This window comes from Streptomyces sp. NPDC048255 (assembly GCF_040652415.1).
Classification (GTDB): domain Bacteria; phylum Actinomycetota; class Actinomycetes; order Streptomycetales; family Streptomycetaceae; genus Streptomyces.
The window spans coordinates 128,921-146,822 of sequence record NZ_JBEZMA010000004.1; the positions used below are offsets into that span (position 1 = coordinate 128,921).

The window sequence follows — 17,902 nt, forward strand, 5'->3', positions numbered from 1 at the left end:
ACCGGGCCCTGTCCGGTGACAGGGCCTAGAAGCCTCCGCCGTCGAAGCCTCCGCCGCCGCCGAAGTCGCCGCCGCCGAAGTCGCCGCCGCCGAAGCCGCCGAAGTCGGAGGGGTTGAAGTCCGCCCCGGAGACGTCCCCGCCCTCGAAGCCCGCGCCGCCGCCGAAGTCGGAGGCGTAGGCGGGGCTGGACATCATCGAACCGAGCATCGTGCCCATGAGCAGGCCGGGCAGGATGCCGCCGCCGAAGTAGCCGCCGGCCCAGGGGCCGTACGCCGCCCCGGCGTCGTAGTACGGGCGCGGCCCGTACTCGGTGTCGACCTTGCGCACCGCCGGGTCCAGCCCGTCGCGCAGCCGCACGGCATCGGCCGTGCAGACCGGCACGGTACGGCGTGCACCGCCGGCCGGGGCCCAGGCGGCGTCCTCCGTGCTCGGCCCGTGGCGCGGGTCGAAGAAGCAGGGGGCGCGGCGCTCGGGGAGCGGCTCGCCCTGGCGGCGCGCGTCGAGACAGGCCAGGGAGTACCGGCCGTCCTCCAGCGCCTGGGTCACTCCCTTGACCTCTTCGGGGTGCTGGACGGAGGCCATGATCCGCTTGGCCTTCTCGTAGGAGTCGAGCCCCTGCTCGTAGTCCTTGCGCATGGCGTCGTCCGCGCCCGGCTCACCGGGGTGGAAGTCGAGGCGTTCGAGCTCCTCGCCGAAGGCGGTGATGTCCTCGTCCACGACCACGCCGAGACGTTCGATGGCCTCGCGCCGGACCTCTTCCTTCTTCTTGCGGTTGCGGCGCACCAGTGTGTACGCGCCGCCGCCGCCGATCACGGCCACCGCGCCGAGCGCGATCAGGGCGCCGACGGGGGCGCCGGTGTCGCCGTCGCTGGTCCCCCAGGAGGCGGGCGCCCCGCCCTTGGCCTGGCTGAGGGCCTGGTCCACGAAGTTGTTGAGCTGGGTGGTGGCGTCCACCGGCGCGCCGGTCTTCACGGCGGCGGTGAGGTTGCGTACGGCGTTGGCCGGCATGACGGCCGGGTCGGCGCCGGCGTCGAACCCGTCGCCGAGCCGGACCGCGTAGAGCCCGGTGATGCCGGTCTGCGCGCGCAGCGCGGACAGCAGCCCGTCGGCCGGGAACTCGCTCGTGGCGGGCAGCACGGCGACGAACACCGGCTTCCCGGCGTCCTTGATCTTCTGTGCGAGCGCGTCCGCGTCCGCCTTGGGCAGTTGCGCCTCGGCGCGCGGATCGACGTAGACCGGGCCCTCCTTGAGGGCCTCCGCCACGGCGGCCGGGCCGGTGGCGGCCGACGCCTGCGGGGCGACCGCGAGGGCGCTCGCCGACAGGGCCAGCAGCAGACCGGACAGCAGCGTTCCGAAGCGTACGGATATCAGCCTGGTCCTCATATCCATGACGCTACCCGAATCGCCACTTTCCTGTGTGAGCTGGACATAAGGGCAGCTCAGCCCGGCCTACTCGGCCGGTTCGACCCCGGCGTGGAGCAGACCGTAGGTGAAGGCGTCCTCCAGGGCCTGCCAGGAGGCCGCGATCACGTTGGGGGCCACGCCGACCGTGGACCACTCGCGGACCCCGTCGGTCGTGGAGACCAGTACGCGGGTCGTGGACTCCGTGCCGTGCGTGCCCTCCAGGATGCGGACCTTGTAGTCGACCAGCTCGAACTTGGCCAGCTGCGGGTAGAACCGCTCCAGCGCCACCCGCAGGGCCCGGTCCAGCGCGTTGACCGGGCCGTTGCCCTCGGCCGTCGCGACGATCCGCTCGCCCTTGGCCCACAGCTTGACCGTGGCCTCGTTGGCGTGGGTGCCGTCCGGGCGGTCCTCGACGATGGCCCGCCAGGACTCGATGCGGAAGTACTTGCGGGCGCGGCCCTCGGCCTCGGCGCGCAGCAGCAGCTCGAAGGAGGCGTCGGCCGCCTCGTAGGTGTAGCCCTGGAGCTCGCGCTCCTTGACCCGCTCCACGACCCGGGAGATCAGCGCGCGGTCCCCGCCGAGGTCGACGCCGAGCTCCTTGCCCTTGAGCTCGATGGAGGCGCGGCCGGCCATGTCGGAGACGAGCATCCGCATGGTGTTGCCGACCCGCGCGGGGTCGATGTGCTGGTAGAGGTCCGGGTCCACCTTGATCGCCGAGGCGTGCAGGCCCGCCTTGTGCGCGAAGGCGGAGACGCCCACGTACGGCTGGTGCGTGGCGGGCGTGAGGTTGACGACCTCGGCGATGGCGTGCGAGATCCGGGTCATCTCGCAGAGCGCCCCGTCGGGGAGCACCTTGCGGCCGTACTTGATCTCCAGGGCCGCGACGACGGGGAAGAGGTTGGCGTTGCCGACCCGCTCGCCGTAGCCGTTGGCGGTGCACTGGACGTGGGTGGCGCCCGCGTCGACGGCGGCCAGGGTGTTGGCGACGGCGCAGCCGGTGTCGTCCTGGGCGTGGATGCCCAGCCGGGCGCCCGTGTCGGCGAGGACGGTCGCGACGGTCGCCGTCACCTGCGCCGGCAGCATGCCGCCGTTGGTGTCGCAGAGGATGACGACGTCGGCGCCGGCCTCGTAGGCGGTGCGTACGACGGACTTGGCGTACTCGGCGTTGGCGCGGTAGCCGTCGAAGAAGTGCTCGCAGTCGACGAAGACCCGGCGGCCGCGGCCGACCAGGTAGGAGACGGTGTCGCGGACCATCTCCAGGTTCTCCTCGAGCGTGGTGCGCAGGGCCAGCTCGACGTGGCGGTCGTGGGACTTGGCCACGAGCGTGATCACCGGGGCGCCCGACTCCAGCAGGGCCCGCACCTGCGGGTCCTCGGCGGCCGAACCGCCGGCGCGGCGGGTCGCGCCGAAGGCGACCAGCTGGGCGTTCTTGAAGTCGATCTCGGCGCGGGCGCGGGCGAAGAACTCGGTGTCGCGGGGGTTGGCGCCCGGCCAGCCGCCCTCGATGAAGCCCACTCCGAAGTCGTCCAGGTGCCGGGCGATCGTCAGCTTGTCCGCGACCGTGAGGTTGATGCCCTCACGCTGGGCACCGTCGCGCAGGGTGGTGTCGAAGACGTGGAAGCTGTCGTCGAGGACCGCTACTGCCGCCTCTGGTGTCGTCGTCATGCTGATCTGACTCCTGTCGGATGAGTGGTTCCGGATACCCGGGATCCACTGCCCCCATCATCGCGCGCGTCCAGCTCCCGGCAGGGATGAGGCCGGGAAACGAAAAAACCTCTCGCGGGTGCGAGAGGTTTGCGCGCGGGTCTGGGGCACGGTGGCCGCTTCCCGCGAAGGTCTTCCACGGTTCAGCGGCCACTGGGGACCGGCGCGCTGCTGGCGATAATCATGAGCTGAGCAGGCACGCTCGCAGTGTGCCATAACGCCTGCGGCTCGCGGACACGGATCTCAGCATTCGGGCAGCGGGCCCGCCCGCCGGGTGCGGCACCGTTGCCGGGGCTCCGCCCCGGGCCCCGCGCCTCAAACGCCGGCGGGGCTACTCGTGGGGGGTGAGGGTTTCGGTGAGGAACTCGCGGACGTGGTCGAGGATGGCTTCCCGGTCCAGCGTCGGCAGACCCACCGCCAGCTGGATGCTGAAGCCGTCGAGGAGGGCCCGGATGCGGGCCGCCACGCGGTCGGGGTCCACCGGGCGGAACTCGCCGCGCGAGATGCCCTCGGCGAGCAGCGCGACCAGGTCGCGGTGCCAGGCGCCCTCGATGGCCGCCTGCCGGTCGCGTTCCTGGGGGCCGGCGTTCTGGGAGCGGTTCCAGACCTCCAGCCACAGCGTCCAGTGGGGGTCGCGGGGCTTGATGGGCACGTACAGGTCCACGTACGCCTCCAGGCGCTCGCTGACCGGGCCGCGGCGCGCGAGCAGGGCCCTCCGCTCGGTGCCGAGCGCGGCCTCGCTCCACTCCAGGGTCTGCAGCAGGAGCTCGTCCTTGCTGCGGAAGTAGTAGAGGAGGTGGCCGCTGCTCATGCCTACCTCACGGCCCAGCCCTGCCATGGTCAGGCCTTCGAGGCCGCGCTCGGCGATCGTGGCCATGGCGGCGACGAGTACGTCCTCGCGCGGGGGCGCGTTCTTGCGCGCCGCCCGTACCGGTACTCCACCCGCCGTCATGGCCCACTCCTCGTCGGTCTGCCGCCGGTCCTTTCGGTCAGACCTTCGGCTGCTGCTGGGTGATGCAGTGGATACCGCCACCCCCGGCGAAAATCGTACGTGCGTCAACGAGGGTCACGGTCCGCTCGGGGAACAGTCCGCGGAAGATCTCGGCCGCCTCCTCGTCGCGCGGGTCGTCGAAGGAGCACAGCACCACGCCGCCGTTGCACAGGTAGTGGTTGATGTAGGAGTAGTCCACCCACTCCCCGTCCTCTTCCAGCACGGTCGGCGCCGGGATCTCCACGACCTGCAGCTGCCGGCCCCGGGCGTCGGTGGAGGCGCGCAGGATGGCGGCGATCGTCTTGCAGCGCTCGTGGTCCGGGTGGGCCGGGTCGGGCTGGGTGTGCACCATCACGACACCGGGCCGGGCGAAGGCGGCGACGATGTCCACGTGCCCCTGGGTGCCGTAGGTGCCGTAGTCGCCGGCCAGGCCGTACGGCAGCCAGATGGCCTTGGTGGTGCCGAGGTGCGCGTGGATCTCGGCCTCGACCTGCTGGCGGGTCCAGCCGGGGTTGCGGCCCTCGCCGAGCTGCACGGTGTCGGTGAGAAGCACGGTGCCCTCGCCGTCGACGTGGATGGCGCCGCCCTCGTTGACCAGCTCGGTGCTGTACGTACGGGTGCCGGCCACGTCGGAGACGTGCCGGGCGATCTTCGAGTCGTGGTCCCAGCGGGCCCACTCCTGGGCGCCCCAGCCGTTGAAGGTCCAGTCCACGGCCGCGAGCTCGCCCGCGTCGTTGGTCACGAAGGTCGGGCCGATGTCGCGCATCCAGGCGTCGTCGAGCTCCTGCTCGACCAGCTGCACGTCGTCGCCGACGATCGCCCGGGCGCTGTCGGCGTCACCGGGCGAGACCACGAGGGTCACGGGCTCGTACGCGCGCACCGCGCGGGCCACGGCGCCCCAGGCCTCGCGGGCCTCGGCGAGCTCCTGGGCGGTGGTGAAGGTCGGGTTGGGGCTGGGCCAGGCCATCCAGGTGCGCTCGTGCGGGGTCCACTCGGCGGGCATCCGGAATCCGGCGTCGACGGGCTTGTTCGTGGTCATGGCAGGGGTCCTTAGGGGCTTCACAGGAAGTACAGGCGGTTGAGGGAGACCGATTCGGCGGCTTCGGAGCGCAGCGGTTCCCCGTCGAGGGAGACGAGGCCGCTGCGCGCGTCCACATCGACCGCGCCCACCCGGGAGTTGAGGAGCAGGTTCCCGGGGCCGATGCCGCGGGTGCCGCGGACGGCGACGCGGCGCCTGCGGGTGGGCATCTCGTCGCTGCCGAGGGCCGCGGCGGCGGCCGAGACGAAGGCCACGGAGATATCGGCCGCGGTGGCCCCGTAGGAGCCGAACTGCGGTCCGAGGACCAGCGGTTCGCAGGTGTCGGTGGCGGCGTTGGGGTCGCCCGTGACTCCGTAAGCCGGGAAGCCGGACTTGAGGACGAGCTGCGGTTTGGCGCCGAAGAACTGGGGGCGCCACAGCACGATGTCGGCGAGTTTGCCGACCTCGATGGAGCCGATCTCGTGGGCCAGGCCGTGGGCGATGGCGGGGTTGATGGTCAGCTTGGCCATGTAGCGCAGGACGCGGGCGTTGTCGTCGCCCTCGCCGTCGCCTTCCAGGGGGCCCAGCTCGCCCTTCATCTTGGCGGCCATGGCGAAGGTGCGGCGGATGGTCTCGCCGGCGCGGCCCATGCCCTGGGCGTCGGAGGAGGTGATGCCGATCGCGCCCAGGTCGTGCAGGACGTCCTCGGCCCCCATGGTGCCCGCGCGGATCCGGTCGCGGGCCATGGCCGCGTCGCCCGGGAGGTCCGGCTTGAGGTCGTGGACGGAGACGATCATGCCGTAGTGCTCGGCGACCGCGTCCCGGCCGAAGGGCAGGGTGGGGTTGGTGGAGGAGCCGATGACGTTCGGCACGCCCGCCATCTTCAGCACGTTGGGTACGTGTCCGCCGCCGCAGCCCTCGATGTGGAAGGCGTGGATCGTCCGGCCGTCCAGCACGCGCAGGGTGTCCTCTACGGAGAGGCACTCGTTGAGGCCGTCGCTGTGCAGGGCGACCTGGACGTCGTACTCCTCGGCCACCCGCAGGGCCGTGTCCAGGGCGCGGGTGTGCGCGCCCATGTCCTCGTGGACCTTGAACCCACTGGCGCCGCCCTCGGCCAGGGCCTCCACCAGCGGGGCCGCGTCCGAGGAAGAACCGCGGGCCAGGAAGCCGATGTTGACGGGCCAGGCGTCGAAGGCGTTGAAGGCGTGCTTCAGCGCCCACGGGGAGTTGACGCCGACGCCCCAGACGGGACCGAACTCCTGGCCGATGATCGTGGTGACACCCGCGGCGAGCGAGGCCTCCATGATCCGCGGGGAGAGCAGGTGCACGTGGGTGTCCACGGCTCCGGCGGTCGCGATCAGGCCCTCGCCCGAGACGATCGAGGTACCGGTGCCGACGACGACATCGACACCGTCGAGGGTGTCGGGGTTGCCGGCCCGGCCGATCGCGTGGATCCGGCCCTCGCGGATGCCGATGGAGACCTTCCGGATACCGAGGACGGCGTCGATCACGAGAACGTTGCTGATCACGACGTCGCAGGTCTCGCGGACCGCGGCCGCCTTCAGGTGCAGACCGTCACGGGCCGTCTTGCCGAAACCGGCCAGGAACTCATCGCCCGGCTTCTGCGCGTCGTACTCGACCCGGACGGTCAGCCCGGAGTCACCGAGCCGGACCCGGTCCCCGGCCCGCGGGCCGAAGACGGAGGCGTACTCGTGCGGGTCGATGTGCCGGCTGCCCGGCGCGCAGTGGTCGCTGTGCGGGGTCTTCTTGCTCACGCCTGGTCTCCGTCCGCGTGCTCGGTGGTTCCGGTGCCGGGGGCCTGACCGGCCGGGCCGCCGGTGGCGGGGTCCTGGTGCGCGTCTGCGCCCAGGTACCCGCACGCCACCGCGCGGCGCAGTGCCTCTTCCCTGGCGCCCGGGGCGTCCAGGGGCCCGTCGACCAGGCCTGCGAAGCCGATCGCGATGCGGTCGCCCCCGATGGGGACCAGCCCGACCTCGCCCTCGCCGTGCGGGTCGAACCGTACGGAGGAGCCCGCGGGGACGCACAGCCGCATCCCGTAGGCCGCGGCGCGGTCGAAGTCGAGACGCGGGTTGGCCTCGAAGAAGTGGAAGTGCGAGGTCACGCTGACCGGCACGGCCGCGGTGTTGCGCACGCGCAGGTGCAGGGCGGGCTCCGGCTGGGGGGCGCCGGGGCCGGGGACGATCGCGCCCGGGGCGTCCTCGCCCAGCGAGGCGGCGCCCTGGATCGGGGACGAGACCACCGCGAGGCGGGATCCGTCGTCGAAGACGGCCTCCACGTGCACCTCGGTGACCACGTCGGCGACGCCGGGCAGGACGTCGCCGGGGCCCAGCACGCTGCGGGCCTCCTCGATGGCCTCCGCCAGCCGCTTGCCGTCGCGCGCGGCCTCGCAGACCGTGTCCGCGATGAGCGCGGTGGCCTCCGGGACGTTGAGCCTCAGGCCCCGGGCCCGCCGGGCCCTGGCCAGTTCCGCTGCGCTGCGGAGCAGCAGCCGGTCGCGCTCCGTAGGGGTCAGCCGCACGCCGATCCACCACCTCTTGAGTCGATGGGTTAGAGCATCACTCTAACTCTTCATTTCCTTGCTGGGAATCATTGACCTGGGCGCAGGGCTTGAGTCACATTGAGTGTCGCTCAAACACCTCGCGTCTCTCCTGTACCCCCGCCGCCCTGCCAAGGGAGTCCCCCCATGCCCATCGAACAGCGCGGAGTCGACACCATCCCCGAGGAGGAGCGGACGAGCGGTCCCCGCGACCTCGTCTCGATCCTGCTCGGCTCCAACCTCTGTCTCGGCGTGATCGTCTTCGGCTGGCTGCCCCCGTCCTTCGGACTGGGCCTGTGGCCCTCGGTCACCGCCATCGTGACCGGCACCCTCGTCGGTATCGCCTTCACCGCGCCGCTCGCGCTGGTCTCCCTGCGGACCGGCACCAACCTCTCCACCTCCAGCGGAGCCCAATTCGGCGTCCGCGGCCGCCTCGTCGGCTCGGTGGTCGGCCTGCTGCTCTCACTCGGCTACACGGCGCTCACCCTGTGGATCGGTGGCGACGTGATGGTCGGCACCCTCTCCCGGCTCACCGGCCTCCCGGACACCGGCGTCTCGCGGGCCGTGATGTACGGGGCCCTGGCCGCGTTCACCGTCGTCGCGGCCGTCTTCGGCTACCGGCTGCTGCTGCGCATGAGCAAGATCCTCTCCGTCGGGATGCTCGTCCTGCTGGCCGTCGGCGTCTTCGCCTACGCCGGGGACTTCACCACCGCCGCGCCGCCGGAGACCCCGTACCTGCTCGGCTCCTTCTGGCCGACCTGGCTGCTCGCGACCGTCGCCGCGGGCCTCAGCGGTCCGGTCGCCTTCATCACCCTGCTCGGCGACTACACCCGCTACGTCTCCCCGCGCAGGCACGGCTCCCGCAAGGTGCTCTGGGCCACGGGCCTCGGCCTGCTGGCCGGGCTGCTGATCCCCCAGCTCTTCGGCACCTACACCGCGCTCGCCGCCCGGGCCGGTGCCGACTACGCCGGTCCGCTGGTCGAGGCCGCGCCCTTCTGGTTCCTGGTGCCGCTGCTCGCCGCCGCCGCGGCCGGCTCGGTCGGCAACGCCGGCCTGATGCTGTACTCCATGGGCCTCGACCTCGACGCGATCGTGCCCAGGGCCACCCGGACCACCGCCACGCTGGTCGCGGCGGCCGTCGCCACCGCCTTCGTCTTCATCGGCTCCTTCGAGTGGGACGTGCAGTCCGCGATGACCTCGTTCGTCCTGCTGCTGACCGCGCTCGGCACCCCGTGGGCCGTGATCACCCTCATCGGCTACGTGCGCTGCCGCGGCCGGTACGACGCCGACGCCCTCCAGGTCTTCAACCGCCGTTCCGTGGGCGGGATCTACTGGTACCGGGGCGGCTGGAACGTGGCCGCCACCGCCTCCTGGGCGATCGGCGCCGGGGTCGGCCTGCTCTCCGTGGCCACCCCCTTCTACGAGGGCCCGCTGCTCTCCCTCACCGGCGGCGTGGACTGCTCCTTCGTCCTGTCCGGCCTGGTGGGCGCACTGGTCTACGCGGCCCTGACCGCCCGCACCGCACCGGCACCCGCCGCCGCGGCCGAGGAGCCCGCCGCCGTGTAGGGCTCCCCGTACGTACGAAGGCCCGCGCTCCTGGATCAGGAGCACGGGCCTTCGTACGTACGGGGAGCAGATGCCCTAGCCGAGCGGGTGCATCCAGCCGTGGCTGTCGGCGGCGTGGCCGGTCTGGAGGTCCAGCAGGGCCTTGCGGAGCCTGAGGGTGACCTCGCCGGGCTCGCCGTTGCCCTGGGTCCAGTCGGCGCGCTCGGACTTGACCGAGCCGACGGGGGTGATGACGGCGGCGGTGCCGCAGGCGAAGACCTCGGTCAGGGTGCCGTTCTCGTTGTCGCGCTTCCAGTCCTCGGTGGTGATCCGGCCCTCCTCGGCGGTGTAGCCGAGGTCGCGGGCGATGGTGAGGAGGGAGTCGCGGGTGATGCCGGGAAGGAGCGAACCGGTCAGCTCCGGGGTGACGATGCGGTCGCCGTACACGAAGTACAGGTTCATGCCGCCCATTTCCTCGATCCACCGGTGCTCGACGGCGTCGAGCCAGACCACCTGGTCGCAGCCGTGCGAGGCGGCCTGGGCCTGGGCGACGAGCGAAGCCGCGTAGTTGCCGCCGGTCTTGGCCGCGCCGGTGCCGCCTTTGACCGCGCGGACGTACTCCTCGGAGAGCCAGACCGAGACGGGCTTGACGCCGCCGGGGAAGTACGCGCCGGCGGGCGAGGCGATCACGATGAAGAGGAACTCGTTGGCCGGGCGGACGCCGAGGCCGACCTCGCTGGCGAACATGAACGGCCGCAGGTACAGGGAGGCCTCGCCGGAGTCCGGAACCCAGGCGCGGTCCTGCTTGATGAGCGCGTCGCAGGCCTCGATGAACAGCTCGGACGGCAGCTCCGGCATCGCCATGCGGCGGGCGGAGGCCTGGAAGCGGGCGGCGTTGGCCTCGGGGCGGAAGGTGGCCACGGTGCCGTCGGGCTGGCGGTAGGCCTTCAGACCCTCGAAGATCGTCTGCGCGTAGTGCAGCGTCATGTTCGCCGGGTCGATCGCCAGCGGCGCGTACGGGACCAGCTCGGCATCGTGCCAGCCGCGGCCCTCGGTCCACTTGATCGTCACCATGTGGTCGGTGAAGTGGCGGCCGAAGCCGGGGCTGGCCAGGATCGCCTCGCGCTCCGCATCGGACAGCGGGTTCGAGGAGGGCTTGAGCTCGATCGTGGGCGTCGTCATGAGTGCTTGTCCTTCACCGGTTGTGTATGGCGGACCGCGCTCACGGCGTACTAGGACGTCCGAGCTTCCCCGCATTCCGCGGCCTCGCGTTCGATTATCGCGCGCGGGCAGGCTTCGGAGAAGCGGGGGAGCGGCCCAGGGGAGATGGTGGCACCCGGGGCCGCACAGGAAAAGCCGCCGGGCATCTTGTTGCCTGGCGGCTTCCCGAGGTCGAGCTGCCAGGGTCAGCCGGCTACTCGCGCGGCGAGGGCGTCGCCGATCGCGTCGGTGGAGCGGAAGGTTCCGTCGCGCTCGGCCAGGTCGGCGGAGACCGCGTCCTCGATGCGGGCGGCCTGGGGCTCGTAGCCGAGGTGGCGCAGCAGGAGGGCGACGGAGAGGATCGTCGCGGTCGGGTCGGCCTTGCCGGTGCCGGCGATGTCCGGGGCCGAGCCGTGGACGGGCTCGAACATGGACGGGAAGGCGCCGGTCGGGTTGATGTTCCCGGAGGCGGCGAGGCCGATGCCACCGGTCACGGCGGCGGCCAGGTCGGTGAGGATGTCACCGAAGAGGTTGTCCGTGACGATGACGTCGAAGCGCTCGGGCTGGGTGACGAAGAAGATCGTCGCGGCGTCGACGTGCAGGTAGTCGGTGGTGACCTCGGGGTACTCCTGGCCGACCTTGTCGAAGATGTTCTTCCACAGGTGGCCCGCGTACACGAGGACGTTGTTCTTGTGGACCAGCGTCAGCTTCTTGCGGGGGCGGGCGTTCGCCCGCTCGTACGCGTCACGGACGACGCGCTCGACGCCGTACGCCGTGTTGAGGCTGACCTCGGTGGCCACCTCGGCGGGGGTGCCGGTGCGCAGGCTGCCGCCGTTGCCGGTGTACGGGCCTTCGGTGCCCTCGCGGACCACGACGAAGTCGATCTCCGGGCGGCCGGCGAGCGGGGTGGCCGTGTTGGGGAAGAGCTTCGACGGGCGCAGGTTGATGAAGTGGTCGAAGGCGAAGCGGAGCTTCAGCAGCAGGCCGCGCTCCAGCACGCCGGACGGGACCGAGGGGTCACCGATGGCGCCCAGCAGGATCGCGTCGTGGTGCCGCAGGGCCTCGAGCTCCGCGTCCGGGAGGGTCTCACCGGTGCGGTGCCAGCGCTGGGCGCCGAGGTCGTACTGCTTGGTCTCCAGCTTCACATCCTGGGGCAGGACCGCGGTAAGGACCTTGAGTCCCTGAGCCACGACTTCCTGGCCGATGCCATCACCGGGGATCACTGCGAGATTGATGCTGGTCGACATGGCGAAACCGTACTCCGTGTCCCAGCCCTCAGACATATTGCGTCCAGCATTTGGACCAATGGGGACGCAACATGTCCGGGCGGGCCAGTGGTCGGGGATCAGTGGCCGGTCGAACCGCCGTTGTCACGGCGGTCGAGGGCCCGCTGGAGGGCTGCGGCGGCGTTCTTGCGGTCGGCGTCGGCCGTGGAGGAGTGGCGGACGCGGCGGACGGCAGCGGTGGTGGGGGTCATGTGGATCGACTCCTTGAGATCACGGCGTGGCTGGGCCACGGATGAGGGGTTCCTTCAAGGCGCCGGAAGAGGCGGGGAGCGGTGCGCCGCAGGGGTTGCCTGCCAGGGGCGCGCGCTCTCGACCGCCATTCGCCTGATCGGCGAGACGTTCGGCTCCTACAAAGCTAGGGCAGGTCCCGCTGTATGTCTTCGCAATTACTCGGACTTCCTAGTATCTGAGACGCCGAACCCCTCGGAAGGCCCCCTTCACGGGCTCCCCTTCCAGCCCCGAGCGGGCCGAAATTCCCTGGTCAGAGCCCTTACGGCCCGGATGAGGGTCCGTTCCGGTGGGGTGACGCATCCCACCCTCCTCACCGGCCTCCGGGGGATCACCCGGACCGGTGACCTCCACCGCCTCACCCGCCCCGTGGAGCGACCGCCCGGGCAGGACGGCGCTGCGCCTGGACGGGGTATTGGTTCGGAATCACACCAATATGCGGCAGGGTGCTGAGCAGGGTTTCGGCCACCTGATGGACTCCTTCCCGGGCCTGTTCGGCGGGGAGGAGCCGGGGAAGATCCGGGCAGGACGCCCGTCCGGACCGACGGCTGGATCCAGCCACCCGGATGTTCACCGACTTCTTACCGCATGGCTGTAGACCTTTGGTCCGGGCGCCGCCACTCTTGCCGTCAATGTGCCAGCGGGGCACTTGAGTTGGAGGCGAGGGGCCAGTGACACCGATCAGCCGCAGAGGTTTCGTGGGAATCGGCGCCGGGCTGGTGGCGGGGGCGGCCGTGCCCGCGCTCACACCGACGGCGGCCGCGGCCGCGGCGACCGGCACCATCACCGATGTGAAGCACGTGGTGATCCTGATGCAGGAGAACCGCAGCTTCGACCACTACTTCGGCAGGCTCAAGGGTGTCCGCGGCTTCGGCGACCGCGCCGCCGGCAACATCCCGGGCGGCTGGGGCATGTTCAACCAGCCCAACTGGGGCGGCCGCCAGTACCCGTGGAAGCTCGCCGCCACCCCGCCGGCGGGCGGCGTCGACGGCGAGACCCTGGCGCAGTGCAACGGCGACCTCCCGCACAGCTGGACCTCGCAGCACGCCGCCTGGAACAAGGGCCGGATGGACAACTGGGTCACCGGCGTCGGCAACACCCGCACCCTCGGCTACCTGGACCGCGGCGACATACCCTTCCACTACGGCCTCGCCGACAGCTACACGGTCTGCGACGCCTACTTCTGCTCCGCGCTCAGTGCGACCGGCCCCAACCGCACCTTCCTGTGGAGCGGCAAGATCGACGCCTCGAGCAAGGACGGCGGCGACGAGTCCGGGCTGACCTGGGAGACGTACGCGGAGGCCCTCCAGCGGGCCGGCATGAGCTGGAAGGTCTACCAGAACGCCCAGGACAACTACGGGGACAACGGTCTGGCGTACTTCAAGAAGTTCACGGACGCCGCTCCCGGCAACCCGCTGCACGACCGCGGCATGTCCTCCGTCCCGCGCGTCACGGGCTCCACACCGGACGACATCGCGGCCGCCATCCGCGCCGACGTCATCGCGGGCACCCTCCCCCAGGTGTCCTGGGTCGTGGCCAACGAGGCCTTCTCCGAGCACCCGTACGCCCCGCCCGGCGACGGCGCGCACTTCGTGGACCTGGTCTACCGCGCGCTGGCCGCGAACCCCGAGGTCTTCGACTCCACGGTCCTCTTCCTCAACTACGACGAGAACGACGGGTTCTTCGACCACGTGCCGCCGCCGGTCGCCCCGCCCGGCACCCCCGGCGAGTACCTGGACGGCCTCCCGATCGGTCTGGGCTTCCGGGTCCCGATGATCGTGATGTCTCCGTGGACGCGCGGCGGCTTCGTGAGTTCGGAGGTCTTCGACCACACCTCGGTGCTGCGGTTCATGGAGAAGTGGACGGCCGCCCTCGGCACCCCCGCCACCTGCCCGAACATCAGCGCGTGGCGCCGCAAGGTCACCGGCGACCTGACCGGCGTCTTCGACTTCGCCCACCCGGTCTACGGGGTCCCCGCGGGCCTGCCGTCCACCGCCAAGGTCATCGGCCAGGCGACCTGCGCCCCGCTCCCCAACCCGGTGCCGCAGGACAACGCCCTCCCGGCGCAGGAGCCCGGCACCCGCCCGGCGCGGGCCCTCCCCTACCAGGTGAACGGCAACCTGGACCGGCTGGAGTTCGGCTCGGCGGGCAAGATCCTGGCCTGGTTCTCGATGACGAACCAGGGGGCGCAGGCCACGCGGGCGGCGCACTTCTCGATCCACCCGCACCAGCACCGGGACACGGCCGCCTGGCAGTACACGGTGGACGCCGGGGCCACCGCGTCCGACTACTTCAACATCGGCCTGGGCCACGGCTCCGGCAAGTACGACATCTCGATGCACGGCCCGAACCGCTTCCTGCGCCGCTTCATCGGTGACGCCTCGAAGCCGGGCGAGGCGGTCGAGGTGGCGGCCCGCTTCGCGGTCGAGCCGGGCACCGGCAAGACGGCGGTCTACTTCAAGATGACCAACACCTCCGCCGCCCCGGTCACCTTCACCATCCGCGCGAACGCCTACCGGACGGACGGCCCGTGGACCTACACGGTCCCGGCGAACTCCTCCCGCGAGGACTACTTCAACGCCGTCGCCTACCAGAGCGGCTGGTACGACTTCACGATCCTCGCGGACAACGACGGCACCTGGTCGCGCCGCTACACGGGCCACATCGAGACGGGCGCCCCCAGCATCTCGGGCTCCTAGCTCCCCTGGCTGCTGGCTGCTGGCCGCTACAGCACGTCCCCGTTCCGCCAGTCGAAGTCGAGCCGCCCGGCCGGGTCCAGCCGGACCCCGCCGGGCGGCTGCCACACGTAGGTGGAGCCCTCCTCCTCGGCCAGCCGCTCGGGGCCGTCCGGCCCCAGGACCCCGATCGGCCCCGGATGCGGGCTCCAGCCCCGGCTCCCGTACAGGGCCGCCCCGGCCTCGGACGCCGACAGCGCGCCCAGGACGTAGGCCCCGCCGATGACCCGCTCCAGCTCGGCCATCACCCGCCCGGCGAATCCGCGCCGGCGCAGGTCGGCGCGGACGGCCACGGCCTCCACGTACCCGGTGCGCAGGGCCCGGCCGCCGTGCACGACCCGCCGCTGCACCACGCTCCCGTGGGCCACGAGCTCGCCGCCCTCGTACACCAGGACGTGCATCCCGCCGAGCCCGTGCTCGAAGTCCTCGTCGGAGAAGTCCCCCTCGAACGCCGCGTCGAGGAGGGCCCGGATCTCCTCCAGCGTGCCGGGGCCCAATTGGGAGGTGTGCGCGAGGCGTGTCCGTGTATCGGTCATGGAACCAGTGTCCTCCCGCCACGATTCGGCCTGCGCCTCGCTGGCCGTCCGCGGGGCCTCGCCACGACACTCACTCCATGTCGCCTGAGACCGAGCAGTGGACCCCCACCCACGGTGAGCCGTACCGTCCCGTCGCCTACCGGCCCGCCCGGATGCCGAGTCAGGAATCCCTGGCGCGCGCCGCCGAGTTGCGGGCCCGGATGGACGAGCGGCGCACCGTACGTCGATTCTCCCCCGACCCGGTGCCCGAGCAGGTCGTCCGGGACGCCATCGCCTGCGCCGCGACCGCCCCCTCCGGGGCGCACCAGCAGCCGTGGACCTTCGTCCTGGTCAAGGACCCGGCCGTACGGCAGCAGATCCGCGCCGCCGCCGAACAGGAGGAGCTGATCTCCTACGACGGCCGCCTCGGCGACGAGTGGCTCGCGGCCCTGCGCCCCCTGGGCACCGACGCGGTGAAGACGCACCTCACGGACGCCCCGGCCCTCGTCGTGGTCTTCCAGCAGCGCTACTGGCTCGGCCCGGACGGCACCAAGCGGAAGCACTACTACGTGGACGAGTCGGTCGGCATCGCGGTCGGCATGCTCCTGTCCGCCCTCCACCTGTCGGGCCTCGCCGCCCTGGTCCACACCCCGAGCCCGATGCGCTTCCTGGGCCACGTCCTGAACCGACCGGAGAACGAGAAGGCCTTCGCGGTCGTCCCGGTCGGCTACCCGGCGGACGACTGCGAGGTCCCGGACCTGGTCCGCAAGTCCCTCGACCAGGTCATCGTGGAGGTGTGATCACCTCGCCGGCGGGCGGCTCCGGGGGGCGCCGTCCCGGTACGGGCGCGTAGAGGTCTCGTATCTCCTGGCACTGCGGTCCCACCCCGTACGGGAACTCGTGAGAGCCCTCGGCTCCCTCGGGAAGCCGGCCCCGAGTTCTGGAGCGTGTCGCCGTACACGACAACTGGCTTCAGGCCAGCAGGAGTCGGGCGCACCGGGAACTGGGACCGCCCCCGCTCCGGACTTGGGGGTACCGGAGCGGGGGCGGGGTTCAGCGGGGCCTGGTCAGCCCATGTGCGGGTAGCCGTACTCGGTCGGCGCGACCAGGGTCTCCTTGATGGAGCGGGTCGAGGTCCAGCGCTGGAGGTTCGTCGCCGCGCCGGCCTTGTCGTTCGTGCCCGAGGCACGGCCGCCGCCGAAGGGCTGCTGGCCGACCACGGCGCCGGTGGACTTGTCGTTGATGTAGAAGTTGCCCGCCGCGAAGCGGAGCTTCTCCATCGCGTCCGCGGCCGCGTACCGGTCGGCGGCGATGATCGAGCCGGTCAGGGCGTACGCCGAGACGGACTCCATCTGGGCCAGCATCGCGTCGAAGTCGGCGTCCTCGTAGACGTGCACGGCGAGGATCGGGCCGAAGTACTCGGTCGTGAAGACCTCGTTCTCCGGGTCGGTGCAGGCGATGACGGTCGGGCGGACGAAGTAGCCCTCCGAGTCGTCGTACGTGCCGCCCGCGACGATCTCGCAGGTCGGGTCCGCGATCGCGCGGTCGATCGCGGCCTTGTTCTTCGCGAAGGAGCGCTCGTCGATGACGGCGCCGATGAAGTTGGTCAGGTCGCGGACGTCACCCATGGCGATGCCGTCGACCTCGGCCGCGAAGGCCTCCTTGAAGCCGTCGTTCCAGATCGAGGCCGGGACGTAGGCGCGCGAGGACGCCGAGCACTTCTGGCCCTGGAACTCGAAGGAACCGCGGGTCAGGGCGGTCTTCAGGGTGGCGCGGTCCGCGGAGGGGTGCGCGACGACGAAGTCCTTGCCGCCGGTCTCGCCGACCAGGCGCGGGTAGGACTTGTACTTCTCGATGTTGTTGCCGACCGTCTTCCACAGGTACTGGAAGGTCTTGGTCGAGCCGGTGAAGTGGATGCCGGCCAGCTCGGGGTGGTTCAGGGCCACCTCCGACACCGCGATGCCGTCGCCCGTCACCAGGTTGATGACGCCCTTGGGCAGGCCGGCCTCTTCGAGGAGCTCCATGAGGAGGACCGCGGAGTGGGTCTGCGTCGGGGACGGCTTCCAGACGACCACGTTGCCCATGAGGGCGGGGGCGGTCGGCAGGTTGCCCGCGATGGCCGTGAAGTTGAACGGCGTGATCGCGTAGACGAAGCCCTCGAGCGGACGGTGGTCGCTGCGGTTCCACACGCCGGCGGAGTTCGCGACCGGCTGCTCGGCCAGGATCTGGCGGGCGAAGTGGACGTTGAAGCGCCAGAAGTCGACGAGCTCGCAGGGGGTGTCGATCTCGGCCTGCTGGGCGGTCTTCGACTGGCCCAGCATGGTGGAGGCGGCGAGCTTCTCGCGCCAGGGGCCGGACAGCAGCTCGGCGGCGCGCAGGATGATCGCGGCGCGGTCGTCGAAGGACATCGAGCGCCAGGCCGGGGCGGCGGCGAGGGCGGCGTCGATGGCCTCCTGCGCGTCGGCCTGGGTGGCGTGGGCGAAGGTGCCGATCACGGACTTGTGGTCGTGCGGCTGGACCACGTCGAAACGCTCGCCACCGCCCATCCGCTTGACGCCGTTGATCGTCATCGGGAGGTCGATCGGGTTCTCGGACAGCTGCTTGAGCTGTGCTTCGAGGCGCGCGCGCTCCGGGGTACCGGGGGCGTACGAGTGGACCGGCTCGTTGACCGGCGCGGGGACCTGGGTCACAGCATCCATGGGGCTGGTAACTCCTTGA

At 71.4% G+C, this 17,902-nt stretch carries 14 protein-coding genes; 3 read left to right on the top strand and 11 right to left on the bottom strand.

All coding sequences use genetic code 11. The features are described 5' to 3' along the window. Nucleotides 1-25: 25 nt before the first annotated feature. From AB0D94_RS05975 to ureA, 6 genes are all read right to left on the bottom strand, one after another. Nucleotides 26-1,384, bottom strand: coding sequence for a hypothetical protein (locus AB0D94_RS05975; RefSeq protein WP_362046113.1), 1,359 nt, complete (start codon nucleotides 1,382-1,384; stop codon nucleotides 26-28). A gap of 66 nt (nucleotides 1,385-1,450) precedes the next feature. Then, on the bottom strand, nucleotides 1,451-3,070 hold the full coding sequence (gene cimA, locus AB0D94_RS05980) for a citramalate synthase (RefSeq protein WP_362046116.1): 1,620 nt from the start codon (nucleotides 3,068-3,070) through the stop codon (nucleotides 1,451-1,453). Nucleotides 3,071-3,440: 370 nt separating this feature from the next. After that, nucleotides 3,441-4,061 (bottom strand): TetR/AcrR family transcriptional regulator, encoded by a 621-nt coding sequence (locus AB0D94_RS05985; protein WP_362046119.1) that lies wholly within the window; start codon nucleotides 4,059-4,061, stop codon nucleotides 3,441-3,443. Between the two features lie 37 nt (nucleotides 4,062-4,098). Continuing rightward, nucleotides 4,099-5,139, bottom strand: a complete 1,041-nt coding sequence (locus tag AB0D94_RS05990; protein WP_362046122.1) for an agmatine deiminase family protein — start codon at nucleotides 5,137-5,139, stop codon at nucleotides 4,099-4,101. A gap of 20 nt (nucleotides 5,140-5,159) precedes the next feature. Continuing rightward, a complete protein-coding gene (locus AB0D94_RS05995) occupies nucleotides 5,160-6,842 on the bottom strand; it encodes an urease subunit alpha (protein WP_362046468.1) in 1,683 nt (560 codons plus the stop codon). A 47-nt stretch (nucleotides 6,843-6,889) separates the two neighbouring features. Next, on the bottom strand, nucleotides 6,890-7,657 hold the full coding sequence (gene ureA, locus AB0D94_RS06000; protein WP_362046125.1) for an urease subunit gamma: 768 nt from the start codon (nucleotides 7,655-7,657) through the stop codon (nucleotides 6,890-6,892). Nucleotides 7,658-7,822: 165 nt separating this feature from the next. On the opposite strand from ureA, the gene AB0D94_RS06005 reads away from it, so the two are divergent. Next, nucleotides 7,823-9,241 carry a cytosine permease gene (locus AB0D94_RS06005; RefSeq protein WP_362046128.1) on the top strand — a complete coding sequence of 473 codons (1,419 nt, stop codon included), beginning with the start codon at nucleotides 7,823-7,825 and terminating at the stop codon, nucleotides 9,239-9,241. Nucleotides 9,242-9,316: 75 nt separating this feature from the next. On the opposite strand, the gene AB0D94_RS06010 is transcribed toward AB0D94_RS06005, so the two are convergent. The 3 genes from AB0D94_RS06010 to AB0D94_RS06020 form a co-directional block, all read right to left on the bottom strand. After that, a complete protein-coding gene (locus AB0D94_RS06010) occupies nucleotides 9,317-10,402 on the bottom strand; it encodes a branched-chain amino acid aminotransferase (RefSeq protein WP_362046131.1) in 1,086 nt (361 codons plus the stop codon). A 224-nt stretch (nucleotides 10,403-10,626) separates the two neighbouring features. Next, nucleotides 10,627-11,667, bottom strand: a complete 1,041-nt coding sequence (locus AB0D94_RS06015; RefSeq protein WP_362046134.1) for a 3-isopropylmalate dehydrogenase — start codon at nucleotides 11,665-11,667, stop codon at nucleotides 10,627-10,629. Between the two features lie 98 nt (nucleotides 11,668-11,765). Further along, nucleotides 11,766-11,897: a hypothetical protein gene (locus tag AB0D94_RS06020; RefSeq protein ID WP_361128211.1), complete on the bottom strand. Its 132-nt coding sequence runs from the start codon at nucleotides 11,895-11,897 to the stop codon at nucleotides 11,766-11,768. Between the two features lie 708 nt (nucleotides 11,898-12,605). Here AB0D94_RS06020 and AB0D94_RS06025 point away from each other — a divergent pair. Beyond that, the gene (locus AB0D94_RS06025) at nucleotides 12,606-14,633 is read left to right on the top strand and encodes a phosphocholine-specific phospholipase C (RefSeq protein ID WP_362046139.1); all 2,028 of its coding nucleotides are present in this window, start codon (nucleotides 12,606-12,608) and stop codon (nucleotides 14,631-14,633) included. A 26-nt stretch (nucleotides 14,634-14,659) separates the two neighbouring features. On the opposite strand, the gene AB0D94_RS06030 is transcribed toward AB0D94_RS06025, so the two are convergent. Next, nucleotides 14,660-15,205: a GNAT family N-acetyltransferase gene (locus AB0D94_RS06030; RefSeq protein WP_362046142.1), complete on the bottom strand. Its 546-nt coding sequence runs from the start codon at nucleotides 15,203-15,205 to the stop codon at nucleotides 14,660-14,662. A 77-nt stretch (nucleotides 15,206-15,282) separates the two neighbouring features. On the opposite strand from AB0D94_RS06030, the gene AB0D94_RS06035 reads away from it, so the two are divergent. Beyond that, the gene (locus AB0D94_RS06035; protein ID WP_362046145.1) at nucleotides 15,283-15,984 is read left to right on the top strand and encodes a nitroreductase family protein; all 702 of its coding nucleotides are present in this window, start codon (nucleotides 15,283-15,285) and stop codon (nucleotides 15,982-15,984) included. A 267-nt stretch (nucleotides 15,985-16,251) separates the two neighbouring features. Here the strand turns inward: AB0D94_RS06035 and pruA are convergent, their stop codons facing one another. Beyond that, the gene (gene pruA, locus AB0D94_RS06040; RefSeq protein WP_362046148.1) at nucleotides 16,252-17,883 is read right to left on the bottom strand and encodes an L-glutamate gamma-semialdehyde dehydrogenase; all 1,632 of its coding nucleotides are present in this window, start codon (nucleotides 17,881-17,883) and stop codon (nucleotides 16,252-16,254) included. Nucleotides 17,884-17,902: the final 19 nt, after the last annotated feature.